The organism is Pseudomonas sp. AP3_22 TE3818, from assembly GCF_053628995.1.
Genome location: NZ_JBRJHL010000001.1, coordinates 4307207 through 4319312 on the forward strand (window position 1 = coordinate 4307207; position 12106 = coordinate 4319312).

The 12106-nt window shown below is 61.7% G+C and carries 13 protein-coding genes and 1 pseudogene; 4 read left to right on the plus strand and 10 right to left on the minus strand.

The features are described from left to right. Positions 1-7 precede the first annotated feature (7 nt). From AB7M25_RS19430 to AB7M25_RS19445, 4 genes are all read right to left on the minus strand, one after another. Positions 8-631 (minus strand): SCO family protein, encoded by a 624-nt coding sequence (locus tag AB7M25_RS19430; protein ID WP_429561637.1) that lies wholly within the window; start codon positions 629-631, stop codon positions 8-10. After that, a complete protein-coding gene (locus AB7M25_RS19435; RefSeq protein WP_429561636.1) occupies positions 628-1284 on the minus strand; it encodes an SCO family protein in 657 nt (218 codons plus the stop codon). Before AB7M25_RS19435 ends, AB7M25_RS19430 begins: the two co-directional genes overlap by 4 nt. Before the next feature lie 12 nt (positions 1285-1296). Beyond that, positions 1297-1557 (minus strand): hypothetical protein, encoded by a 261-nt coding sequence (locus AB7M25_RS19440; protein ID WP_429388775.1) that lies wholly within the window; start codon positions 1555-1557, stop codon positions 1297-1299. A gap of 368 nt (positions 1558-1925) precedes the next feature. Beyond that, positions 1926-2534 carry a lytic transglycosylase domain-containing protein gene (locus AB7M25_RS19445; protein WP_007977214.1) on the minus strand — a complete coding sequence of 203 codons (609 nt, stop codon included), beginning with the start codon at positions 2532-2534 and terminating at the stop codon, positions 1926-1928. Positions 2535-2750: 216 nt separating this feature from the next. Here AB7M25_RS19445 and gspG point away from each other — a divergent pair, with 216 nt between their 5' ends. The 3 genes from gspG to AB7M25_RS19460 all read left to right on the plus strand — a co-directional run bounded on the left by gspG (position 2751) and on the right by AB7M25_RS19460 (position 5140). Further along, a complete protein-coding gene (gene gspG, locus AB7M25_RS19450; RefSeq protein ID WP_015095760.1) occupies positions 2751-3185 on the plus strand; it encodes a type II secretion system major pseudopilin GspG in 435 nt (144 codons plus the stop codon). A 14-nt stretch (positions 3186-3199) separates the two neighbouring features. Continuing rightward, positions 3200-4387: a type II secretion system F family protein gene (locus AB7M25_RS19455; RefSeq protein WP_429388777.1), complete on the plus strand. Its 1188-nt coding sequence runs from the start codon at positions 3200-3202 to the stop codon at positions 4385-4387. A gap of 156 nt (positions 4388-4543) precedes the next feature. Next, entirely contained in the window at positions 4544-5140 is a 597-nt protein-coding gene (locus tag AB7M25_RS19460) for a hypothetical protein (protein ID WP_454237860.1), read from the plus strand. A 144-nt stretch (positions 5141-5284) separates the two neighbouring features. Here the strand turns inward: AB7M25_RS19460 and AB7M25_RS19465 are convergent, their stop codons facing one another. After that, a complete protein-coding gene (locus tag AB7M25_RS19465) occupies positions 5285-6181 on the minus strand; it encodes a LysR family transcriptional regulator (protein WP_429388781.1) in 897 nt (298 codons plus the stop codon). 151 nt (positions 6182-6332) lie between these two features. Here AB7M25_RS19465 and AB7M25_RS19470 point away from each other — a divergent pair, with 151 nt between their 5' ends. Then, positions 6333-7760 (plus strand): mechanosensitive ion channel domain-containing protein, encoded by a 1428-nt coding sequence (locus tag AB7M25_RS19470; RefSeq protein ID WP_429388783.1) that lies wholly within the window; start codon positions 6333-6335, stop codon positions 7758-7760. A gap of 120 nt (positions 7761-7880) precedes the next feature. Here AB7M25_RS19470 and ycaC read toward each other — a convergent pair whose 3' ends face one another. The 5 genes and pseudogenes from ycaC to AB7M25_RS19495 all read right to left on the minus strand — a co-directional run. After that, positions 7881-8507: an isochorismate family cysteine hydrolase YcaC gene (gene ycaC, locus AB7M25_RS19475; RefSeq protein ID WP_007977200.1), complete on the minus strand. Its 627-nt coding sequence runs from the start codon at positions 8505-8507 to the stop codon at positions 7881-7883. 69 nt (positions 8508-8576) lie between these two features. Continuing rightward, entirely contained in the window at positions 8577-10415 is a 1839-nt protein-coding gene (locus AB7M25_RS19480; protein ID WP_454237861.1) for an amidohydrolase, read from the minus strand. Beyond that, entirely contained in the window at positions 10415-11023 is a 609-nt protein-coding gene (locus AB7M25_RS19485; protein WP_454237862.1) for an antibiotic biosynthesis monooxygenase, read from the minus strand. Before AB7M25_RS19485 ends, AB7M25_RS19480 begins: the two co-directional genes overlap by 1 nt. After that, entirely contained in the window at positions 11016-11432 is a 417-nt protein-coding gene (locus tag AB7M25_RS19490) for a DoxX family protein (RefSeq protein ID WP_429388788.1), read from the minus strand. Before AB7M25_RS19490 ends, AB7M25_RS19485 begins: the two co-directional genes overlap by 8 nt. 257 nt (positions 11433-11689) lie before the next feature. Continuing rightward, positions 11690-11785, minus strand: a pseudogene (locus tag AB7M25_RS19495) (DUF6124 family protein); the annotation flags it as partial. Between the last annotated feature and the right edge of the window lie 321 nt (positions 11786-12106).

The following is a 12106-nucleotide window of genomic DNA, read 5'->3' on the forward strand; positions in this document are numbered from 1 at the left end:
GCCATGGCTAGCGTCCGGCCACAGGCATTGTCAGCAACTGCAGGCGCTGGGCAATAGCGGCCGCCGGGGCATCGGGACGGATTTTGCTCCAGCGCTTGTTCGCCACATCACCGACGATCAACTGGGTGGAGTGCTGCTCGGGGGTCGGCACGATCTGACCGATGCGCCCCAATACAAGGTCCATTTGCGCCTTGTCGCCGGTAAGAAAAAACCAGTGGGGCCCATCGACGCCCTGTTTCAAGGTGTAAGCCTTGAGTACCGCCGGGGTGTCCCGCAGCGGATCACTGGTAAGGGAGATAAAGGTGATGCCGTCGGCCTTGTCGCCGAGCACTTCACGCACTTCCTTGAGCTTGCGGGTAATCAGCGGGCAAGCATCGTTGCAACGGGTGAAAATCACATTGAGCAGCACCACACGGTCTTTCAATGTGTCGCTGTAGAAACGCAGCGTGTTGCCGTTCTGGTCCTGCAACGGCGTGTCGGTGAACCAGGTCTTCGCGTCGTGGGTGCCGCTGGACGGCTGCGCGGCGGCCACCGCAGGCGCGGTGGTCTGCTCATGCCCTTCGTGGGCAAACGCCACTGAACTGAAAATGCAGTAGCAGATACCCAGGGCAAACCAGTCGATGGCTCTCATGGCTGTTGCTCCATGGCAATGGCAGTGTGCTTGGCGTGGACGTTGCGTTCACCACTGAGTTTCTCGACGGCCCGGGCCAGTTCCGTCGGGTCGGTGAAACCGTAATAGCGGGTCCAGAAACGGTTGTTGCCGTCGCCCACCAGAATCAGCGGCGAGTGGTTCTTGAAGTCACCGCTGTAGGCGCCCAGGCCCTTGAGGGTGGCATTGACCGACTGCGGCGAACCGGTCAGCCAGCTCCAGCCCGGCCCCTGCTGGAAGGTGCGGGCGTAGTCGCTCAGGCGTTGGGGATCGTCACGCTGCGGGTCGATGCTGATCGACACCAGTTGCACCTCGGTGCCGACCCGCGCACCCAGTTGTTTCTGCACCTTGCCCATGATCGAGGACACCACCGGGCAGACCGTGGTGCAACTGGTGTAGATGAAACCCATGACCACGATCTTGTTGCTGACCAGGTCTTTTTCCAGGCTGACGACCTTGCCGTCCTGGTCCAGCAAGGTCACGTCGGCAATCTTGATCCGGGCGGTCTCCTGGCCGGCCTTCCTGGCTCCCATGTCGTGCCCGGTGTGCCCGTCCGTCGAGTGAGCCGGCACCTGGTCGATACCGAAGGCCAACAGGCAGAACGTCAGCAGTGCGCGATGCGCGAATCGGTTCATGTCAGTTTCCTCCTAGTGGGTATCGCCTGGCTCGACCCGAACACCCGGCACGTCGCCGGACAAGGGCTGGCCCGAGGCTTTGTCCATCACACGAGATTGCACGTCGGCAAGGCCCACCGAATTCCCGTCACGCTCCAGCGCCTGGTCGCTCCAGGTGTCGGGCAAGGCGACTTCGTCGAGCGCAGTCGGGGGCGCGGTCCGCCATACCCCGAACCCGATCAGGGCCATCCCGAGAATCAGCGCGCTGCCAGCGACTGTGATGGTCCTGTCCATAACAACATTCCTCTTTACCGATCTGTTCCTGCCTTGCCCGACCCTTGTGGGAGCAAGCACGCTCCCACAAAGCCAGCAGGTTCTGCAGATTGATGGTCAGGCAATCGCCGACAGCCACCCGCTGCAAATTAATCAAGGACGAAGCGTGGGATATGCCGATCATGGACTCGGACCTCGCTGCGGGTTATCGGGGGAACACTTCTCGACAAATCGTCTGGAGCAATCCGCATGCCAATAAAAATACGTTATTAATCAGCAAGTTATAATCATGACTTGATAAGCCGGGGGATATTCCCCACCCAATCCCCCACTTTCCGACTGGGGCCACTATTCCCCACTATTGGGGAAAATCGCCCCCGGGGTTTCGATCACAGCGGCGCATCCGCGGATAACCCCTGCAAACGCCGATACTGGTTCAGCACGTTGGGCACATAACGCTGGGTTTCGGCGAACGGCGGGACCACGTTGCCGCGGCTGAGCACCGCTTGCGGGCCGGCGTTGTAGGCGGCCACGGCGAGGCGGATATCGTTGTCGAACATCGTCATCAGGCGCTTGAGATAGCGGGCGCCGCCCTGGATGTTGGCCTTGGGGTCGTAGACGTTGGTCACGCCCATTTCGCGGGCGGTGTCGGGCATCAACTGCATCAGTCCGCGAGCGCCCTTGGGTGAGGTAGCGCGGGCGTTGTAGCTCGACTCGGTCTTGATCACTGCGTGCAGCAGCGCCGCCGGCAGCTCGTTGGCCGTGGCCGCCGCCGCCACCAGTTCGGCGTAGGGTTGAGCGGCGATCATCTGCGGTTGCTGGTCGAGGCTGACGACCGGCGCATCGGGTTCACGGATCACCCGTTCATAGTGGCGTCCGGGGCGGTGGACATTGGACAGGACGTAGCTGCCATTGGCGTCCACGGAAACAAACACATCGGCCTGTGCGGCGCCGGTCAAGACCAGCAGACCCAGCAATCCGGTGGTGAGTGATTTCATTATTAGACCTCCCCTTCCCGGCCCCGAAAAATGGGGGTATTGCCCCAATGGCCAGTCGTGCAACAGCCATACGCAAGCACTGTGCCGTAAGTGAGAAGGCCCGTAGCACGGGGGGTGCAGAAGGATCACCGAGCATGAGCATGGCAATTGCATGCTGTTGAAGGACAACAACTACATGGCAACTGGCAACACTGCTGCCTACCGTGCGAGGTCATCATGAATCAGCATCTGCGTTATGCCCGGCGAACCCAAAGCGGGTTCACCCTGCTCGAACTGTTGGTGGTGCTGGTGGTGCTGGGGCTGTTGGCCGGCATCGTCGCGCCGAAGTATTTCGCCCAACTGGGCCGTTCCGAAGTGAAAGTGGCCAAGGCCCAAATAGAAGGCTTGAGCAAAGCCCTCGACATTTACCGCCTGGAAGTCGGCCATTACCCGTCGACCGAACAGGGTTTGCAGGCGCTGGTCACGGCCCCCGCCGACGAACCGCGCTGGACCGGCCCGTACCTGCAGAAAAAACTCCCCCAAGACCCTTGGGGCCGCAACTACAGCTATCGCTATCCCGGTGAAAACAGCGAGTACGACCTGTTGTCCATGGGCAAGGACGGGCAACCCGGCGGCGAAGGCGAGAACGCCGAAGTCACCAACTGGAACTGACGGATATGGCGACCATGCGCTTTCACCTCAAAGCCGTCGGCAAGGCCGGTGTCGTCTCAATGACCGTCGATGCGCCAGGGCAAAGCGAAGCCAGGCGCATCGCCGAGGACCAGGGCCTGCGGGTGGTCAGCCTGCACGCCGAGCGACATTGGCGCTCGTTGCGCCTGCAAAGGCGCGAGACGTTCAACCTGGTGTTGTTCAGCCAGGAACTGACCACCTTGCTCAACGCCGGCCTGCCGTTGATCGATGCGCTGGAAAGCCTGGCGGAAAAGGAAAACGCGCCACAAGCCCGCAAAACCCTGAGCGAGCTGGTGCGCCTGCTTTACGAGGGCAAATCGTTTTCCCAGGCCCTGGGCCAGTTGTCGGCCGTTTTCCCGCCTTTGTACGTGGCGCTGGTGCAGTCCAGCGAGAAGACCGGCGCCGTCGGCGATGCCCTGGGCCGATATGTCAGCTATCGACAGCGCATGGACGAGGTTCGCCAGAAGATCATCAGCGCGTCGATCTACCCCATGCTGTTGCTGGTAGTGGGCGGCGGCGTGGTGTTGTTCTTGATGGGCTACGTCGTGCCGCGCTTCAGCCTGGTGTTCGAAGGGCTGGGGTCGAACCTGCCGTGGTTGTCGCAGATCCTGATGAGCAGCGGCATGTTCCTTCACGCCCACCAGGGCGAATTCTTCGGTGGCTTGCTGGCCATCATCGTCGCCCTCGTCCTGCTCAAGCGCCAACCGGCCTTTCGGCGGGGGCTGGACCGCGTGATCGAAAAACTCCCCGCGGTGCACCAGCGCATCTTCATGTATGAGCTGGCACGCTTCTACCGTTCCCTGGGCATCCTGCTGCAAGGCGGCATTCCCCTCGTCACCGCCATGGGCATGGTCCGCAACCTGCTCACCGTCGCCTCACGCAGCCGGCTGGACCAGGCCTGCGAACGGGTGCGTGAAGGGCAATCGTTGTCCACCGCGCTGGAACTCAATCAACTGGTGACCCCCGTGTCGCTGCGCCTGCTGCGCGCCGGTGAACAGTCCGGCAACCTCGGGCAGATGATGGAGCGCAGCGCCGACTTCTACGACGAAGAAATCAGCCGCTGGATCGAATGGTTCGTGCGGCTGTTCGAACCCTTGCTCATGACCTTCATCGGCCTGTTGATCGGGGTGATCGTGATCCTGATGTACATCCCGATTTTCGAACTGGCCTCGAGCATTCACTGACTTTTGGAACAGGGCCGCGCTGTCCGTTGCATTTGTTCAACCACCCAACTGAATAAGTCAGCCCGCCGAGGTGTTTAACAGATTCCCATGGGGAAAAAGCAGCACGTTGCAAGCTTCATCAACGTTCCAGACTCAAACAAGAAGACGGAGAACGACATGCACATCAATAAGCTTTTACTGGCAGTAGCTATTGGCGCGGTTCTGTCGGCGTCTACCGTACTGATTCCGGACAACCTGTCCGGGGTATCCAGTGCACAGGCCAAGGATGGGGGTAGTGGCGGTGGAGGCGGTGGTGGTGGCGGTGGTGGCGGTGGCAATGGAGGCGGCGGCGGTAATGGTGGCGGTGGCAATGGAGGTGGCGGCGGTAATGGTGGTGGCGGTGGTGGCGGCGGTGGCGGCAGTCACGGCGGAAGCGGCAGTGGTGGCAACGGCGGAAACAGCGGCAGCGGCCATAGCGGCGACCATGGCAGCAACAGCGGCCATGGCAGTGCCAACAGTGGTTCGAGTCACTCCGGAACAGCCTCGTCCTCAGGACGCAACGGCACCCATGATGAAGCGGGGGATGACCATGGCGTCCACGCCAATGGCGAACCCGGCGATGACCGTGGCGTCCATGCCAATGGCGAGCCCGGCGATGACCGTGGCGTTCATGCCAATGGCGAGCCCGGCGATGACCGTGGCGTTCATGCCAATGGCGAGCCCGGCGATGACCGTGGTGTCCATGCCGAATCCGGCGATGACAAAAAGAGCTGATTCCTACTGATTCCCATACAACACAAAACCCCTGTGGGAGCGGGCTTGCTCGCGAAGGCGGTGGGTCATGGGACATTGATGTCGACTGACCCACCGCCTTCGCGAGCAAGCCCGCTCCCACAGTAGATTGTGTGAACCCTATCCTTACAACCCACCCTCGGACTGATCCAGCGCCTCGCGCAAGAACTCAACCAGCGCCTGCACCGGCCGCGAACTCTGACGATGCTGCGGATACACCGCCGATAACGTCAGCGGCTCGGGGCGCACATCCTCCAGTACCTCCACCAGCCGTCCATCCTTCAGCGCCGAGCCGACGATGAACGCCGGCAAATACGTGATCCCCAGGCCGGCGATAGCCGCATCCCTGAGCACCTCGCCGTTGTTGACCCGCATCCGCCCGGTGACGTTGACCGTCAGCGGCTTGCCCTGCCCCGCAAAACGCCATTGCACCTGTCGACCATGGCCGTACGGCAGACAGTCATGACCGTGCAGATCCTCAGGTTTGCGCGGTGTGCCGCGCTCGACCAGGTACGCGGGGCTTGCACAGTACACCCGCGGGATCGACGCGATCCGCCGGGCAATCAAGGTCGAGTCCTCGAGCGTGCCGATGCGCAACGCCAGGTCGTATCCCTCACCCAGCAAATCCACAGGCCGATCGCTCAAATCCATCTCCACCGTCACGTCGCGATAGCGCTGCAAAAACACCGGCAACAGGCAGCCCAGATGCGCCAGTGCGAACGACAGCGGAGCGCTCACACGAAGGGTCCCGCGTGGCTCGGTGGTCTGGCCGGCGATGCCCTGCTCCACTTGTTCGACTTCGCTGAGCAGGCGCAAGGCTGACTCGTAATAGCTTTGCCCCAGCGGCGTGACATCCAGTCGCCGGGTCGAGCGATTGAGCAAGCGCACGCCCAGGCGCTCTTCGAGTTGCATCAAGCGACGGCTGACAAACTGCTTGGACAGCCCCAGTTGATCGGCGGCAGCCGTGAAGCTTCCAGACTCCATCACCTGGCAAAAAATACGCATATCTTCGAAGGGATTCATTGTCACTTCCTGGTTGACAGTCAAACACTTTATAGCCGCTTTTTCCTTTCCTGACACAGTATTAATCTGCTCCGCACTCAAGCGGGCGACGACTCCCTCGCCACAACAGCACCCTCCACCTGCGCGACCTCATTTCTACTGGAGCATTCCCATGTCCTTTCTCCTCGGTCACCTGCTCTCCCTGAGCACCCTGCTGCTGGCCATCGACGCTCTGCTCTGGCACCTCGCGCCATTCAAGCATCGCGTCAGCCGGGTCGGTGTGCGCCTGGCGCTGTTTGTGCTGTTCGGCGCGGTGCTCATCAATGCTGGCGTCAGCCCGTTGCAGGCGCCGTTGTTTGCCGATGATCGCGTGGCGCAACTGGGGGCCACGGCGCTGGGGATTCTCTGGTGGCTGTACGCGGCGCGGGTGTTCACCGAAGTGATCGGCCTGGCCCTGATGCGGCGCATCGGCCACAGCGGCCGGCTGTTGCAGGATGTCATCGGCGCACTGGTGTTCCTGATTGCGGTGGTGGCCGCCGCCGGCTACGTGCTGGAACTGCCAGTGAAAGGTTTGCTGGCGACCTCCGGCGTCGTCGCCATCGTAGTGGGCCTGGCATTGCAGAGCACCTTGAGCGACGTGTTCTCCGGCATCGTGCTCAACACCACCAAGCCGTATCAGGTCGATGACAGGATTTCCATCGACGGCATTGAAGGCAAGGTGCTGGACATCGACTGGCGTGCCACCCACCTGCTGACCAGCGCCGGCAGCACAGCGGTAGTGCCGAACTCGGTGGCGGCCAAGGCAAAGATCGTCAACCTCAGCCGCCCGTTCAACATGCACGGCGTGTCGATCAGCATTCAGGTACCCAACCACATTCGCCCGCGTCGGGTACTCGATGCCCTGGACCGTACTCTTCAGGGCAGCAGCAGCCTGCTTCTCGATCCGGCGCCGAAAGCCGTGCTCAAGGAGGCCGGCGAAACCATGTCCGAATACGTGGCCAGCGGCTTCATCGCCGAATTGGCCAAAAAGGGTGAAGTGCGCAATCAACTGTTCGACCTGGCCCATCGGCACCTCGAAGCGGCAGGCATTTCCCGGCAACCCGATGGCGTGATCGAGCCGTCGACCCGCGCACGGGCACTGCTCGACGAAGTGAAAATCTTCCGCTCCCTGAGCGTCGAGGAACGGGATCGCCTGGCCCAGAACATGGTGGCGCAGCAATACGCGGCCGGTGATGTGGTGCTGGACCTGGAGGAAGTACCGGACAGTCTGTTCGTCATCGCCACCGGCGTGGTCAGCGCCACCGTCCCCGACGGCAGCACGCAGATCGAAGCCGGGCGCATGGGGCCGAGTGAAGTCATGGGCGAACAAAGCATCCTCGCCGATACGCCGTCCCAGGCACGGTTCACCGCCATGACCTCAAGCATCATCTACCGCCTCGACAAATCCCTGACCCGCAACTGCATGGCGCAACGTCGGGAGGTCGATCGGGCGTTGAACAAGCTGCAAGCGGTGCGCCAGCAGAACAGCCGGATGGCGTTAATGGCCAAACCGGTGGCGGTCAGGAAAGGTGGTTTTTTGGGGTGGTTGCAGAGTCGATAAGCGGATGTGAACACAAAACCCTGTGGGAGCGGGCTTGCTCGCGAAAGCGTCATGACAGTCAGCATTGATGTTGACTGAACCACCGCTTTCGCGAGCAAGCCCGCTCCCACAGGACAGGTCTTACTTGGCCGTGAATTTCATGTAGCTATTGATCAGGTTGCGATAGTTCGGCAGGCGCTCGGACAGCAGGTTGGCCAGGCCTTCCATGTCGTTGCGCCAGTCGCCTTGCAGCTCGCAGGCCACGGAGAACCAGTTCAGCAGGTGTGCACCGGCGGCCGACATGCGTGCCCAGGCCGCTTGTTGCACGGTGGTGTTGAAGGTGCCGGAAGCGTCGGTCACCACAAACACCTCAAAGCCTTCGGCAATGGCCGACAGGGTCGGGAACGCCACGCACACGTCAGTCACCACACCGGCGATGATCAGTTGCTTGCGACCGGTGGCCTTGATCGCCTTGACGAAGTCTTCGTTGTCCCAGGCGTTGATCTGGCCCGGGCGGGCAATGAACGGCGCGTCCGGGAACTGCGCCTTGAGCTCCGGCACGATCGGGCCGTTCGGACCGCTGTCGAAACTGGTGGTGAGGATGGTCGGCAGTTTGAAGAACTTGGCGATGTCGCCCAGCGCCAGCACGTTGTTCTTGAACTCGTTGGGCGAGAAATCCTGCACCAGCGAGATCAGACCGGTCTGGTGGTCGACCAGCAATACCACGGCATCGTCTTTGTTCAGGCGTTTGTACGGAACGTTGCTCATTGGAAGCTCCTTGATGGATGGTTGTTGCATACCGCGCCGCCCTGTTGGGTCGGCGCTTTTTTGAATGCGTCAGAAGGCAAAACACGAGCAGCCAAAGGCGCCCCAGAAACCGGCGAAATCGCTGACCGGCGCGTTCGACAGGCGCGCCCGTTCATGGCTGTGGGAGTGCACCGCACACGGCCCGCTGCAGTGGTGAACCTGGGCCTGCATCGGCGACGTCGGGCGCCAGTGGCCCGGCACCTTCACCACCGGCGACCAGTCCGGCAGCACCGGCACGCTGGCCGGCCCGAGCTTCTCGAAGTCACCGGCGCCGTACACCACCTTGCCGCCGACCACCGTCAACACCGACTCGATCCACTTGATCGCCTCTTCATCGACGCTGAAGAAGTCCGCACTGAGGGCGGCGACGTCGGCCAATTGCCCGACCTTGATCTGGCCTTTCTTGCCTTGCTCGGACGAGAACCAGGCGCTGCCGTGGGTGAACAGTTCCACCGCCGTCAGACGCGACAGGCCTTCGGCGTGCAGTTCCATGCCGCCGACGGTGCGGCCACTGACCATCCAGTACAGCGAAGTCCACGGGTTGTAACTCGATACCCGCGTGGCGTCGGTACCGGCACCGACCGGTACGCCTTCGGCCAGCATGCGCTTGATCGGTGGCGTGGCTTCGGCGGCTTTCGCGCCGTACCGCTCGACGAAATACTCGCCCTGGAACGCCATGCGATCCTGAATCGCAATGCCGCCACCGAGCGCCCTCACCCGCTCGATGTTCTGCGGGGTGATGGTTTCGGCATGGTCGAAAAACCACGGCAAGCCATTGAACGGAATGTCGCGGTTGACCTTCTCGAACACGTCGAGCATGCGGCTGATGGATTCGTTGTAGGTCGCGTGCAAACGGAAAGGCCAGCGTTGCTCGACGAGGTGACGCACCACCGGTTCCAGTTCGGCTTCCATGGTTTGCGGCAGGTCCGGGCGCGGCTCGAGGAAGTCTTCGAAGTCCGCCGCCGAGAACACCAGCATTTCCCCGGCGCCGTTGTGCCGCAGGTAATCGTCACCCTGGTGCAGCTTCACGCTGCCGGTCCAGTTCTTGAAATCGGTCAACTCTTCCTTGGGCTTCTGGGTGAACAGGTTGTAGGCGATGCGCACGGTCAGTTGCTCATCCTTCGCCAACTGCTCGATCACCTGATAATCGTCCGGATAATTCTGGAAACCGCCGCCGGCATCGATGGCGCTGGTCAGACCCAGGCGATTGAGTTCGCGCATGAACTGGCGGGTCGAGTTGACCTGATACTCCAGCGGCAACTTCGGCCCCTTGGCCAGGGTCGAGTACAGGATCATCGCGTTGGGCCGCGCCACCAGCATGCCGGTCGGCTCGCCATTGGCGTCGCGCACGATCTCGCCACCCGGCGGGTTAGGCGTGTCGCGGGTGTAGCCGGCGACACGCAAGGCCGCGCGGTTGAGCAAGGCACGGTCGTACAGGTGCAGGACAAACACCGGCGTGTCCGGTGCCGCCTGGTTGAGCTCCGCCAGGGTCGGCATGCGCTTTTCGGCGAACTGGAATTCGTTCCAGCCACCGACCACCCGCACCCACTGCGGCGTCGGCGTGCGGTCGGCCTGATCCTTGAGCATGCGCAAGGCATCGGCCAGGGACGGCACACCTTCCCAGCGCAGTTCCAGGTTGTAGTTCAAGCCGCCGCGGATCAGGTGCAAGTGCGAGTCGTTGAGCCCGGGAATCACACAGCGGCCCTTGAGGTCGATCACTTGGGTGCTCGAGCCACGCAGGGCCATGGCCTCGGCATCGCTGCCCACTGCGACAAAGCGACCGTCGCTGATCGCCACGGCGCTGGCGAGCGGTTTTTCGCGGTCAACGGTATGAAATTGACCATTGAACAAAATCAGATCGGCGTTCATCACGGTTCCTCGTGCAAAGTGGCGGGAGACAGCCAGGGCGCGAACAGACGCGTCGCCATGGGCATGAAGATGTAAACCACCGAGAGCACGATGGTCAGGGTGATCAGGAACGTGGCCACCACGTAGTTGGAGAGCCAGGCGTTGAGCCGTAGCAGAGGCCCCCAGAGCAGCGGCACCAGCAAGGTGTGCGGCAGGATCACCAGCAACGTCACCACGGCCTGCTTCCAGCGCGGCGGTGGCGTACCGGCTTCGGCCTGGGGCGAGAACCAGAACTCGTTGACCGGATTGACTTCGGTCTGGTCGCCATCGGCCAGCATCGACGCGGCTTCGTCGACCAACGCCTGGCGCTGCGGCGAATCGAGCCAGTTCTGCATCGCCTCGGTCGAGCAAAAGCGCAGCACGCAGGTATAGGTGTCGAGGCCGGCGTTCTTGCCGCGCACCACATCCACGCCCAGGTGCCCGACATTCTGCGCGGCCACCTTGACGATGTTGCGCAGCCAGGCTTCATAAGGCACTTCAAAACCGGCCTTGACCCGGTGCTTGACGATCAAGGTCACCACCTCATCAGGCCCGGGACTTGCCGGTTCACGGCGATTGAGATCAGACATAACGCAAGGCTCCGGCGAAACGGACATTGAGCGCCAGCCGTCCCGGCCCGGCGATGAGAATGCTGGTGAACACGATCAACAACAGCCAGCCGAACTGGCCTTCGAAGAGGGTCCACTGCGGATGCACGATCAACATCGACACCCATAGCAAAAACAGAATAGGCAAACACGCCAGACGCACCAGCAATCCGCCGACGATCAGCAGCGGGCACACCACCTCGGCGAAGATCGCCAGCAGCAGCGTCAGGTTCGCCCCCAGGTGGAAAGGGTCTTCGATGTTCTGCAACTCGGCACTGTAGTGAAGCAGCTTGGGCAAACCGTGCACCCACAACAGAAACAACCCGCCGCTGACCCGCAGGAACAGCAACCCCCAGTCTTGCGCCCGATCATCGCGTCGCGAAGCGTCCATGGCCCACCCGCACAAATGAAAAACCACCGGCGCCCATGCGCCGGGACTGGATTCGATAGTGCCGGGACAGGGGAAGGAAAAATTGAATGTACGTGCTCTGTTTGCGAGCACGCCGGCGCTCTGCAAATCACACAAAATCCTGTGGGAGCGGGCTTGCTCGCGAAGGCGGTGGGTCAGTCAACATCAATGCTTAATGTCATGACGCCTTCGCGAGCAAGCCCGCTCCCACAGGTTTATTTATTGTTGCTACTACCGGGTTATTCCTGCGGATCGAGATTATCCAGCGCCCGATTCACCGCCAGCTCGCCCAACATGATGATCTGCGCAATCCCCAGCAACGCGTTGCGATGTGCTGGGATTGCGCGGTGAGGTGGGGTCTTTCGGGGGATTTGATCAATGGAGCCGCCACAGGTCGCTGCTAAACGAATTGGGTGGCGGCTGTACGCGGGTTAGCAGACCAGGGATCAAGGAACCCGGCGCACCGAAGTGCCCCACGCACAGCCACCAAATTGCAGACCGAAATGATCTTGAGGTGACACTGGCGAGCCTTGAAATTTACCGAGCTGCTAAACCCGATCGCTGAATGGGCAGCGATGCGGAGAACGTTAGAGATCATGGTCAAGACTCACAAGCCGGCGGATTCTGGCGTAGTTGTAGGTAACGACGCAAGGCGG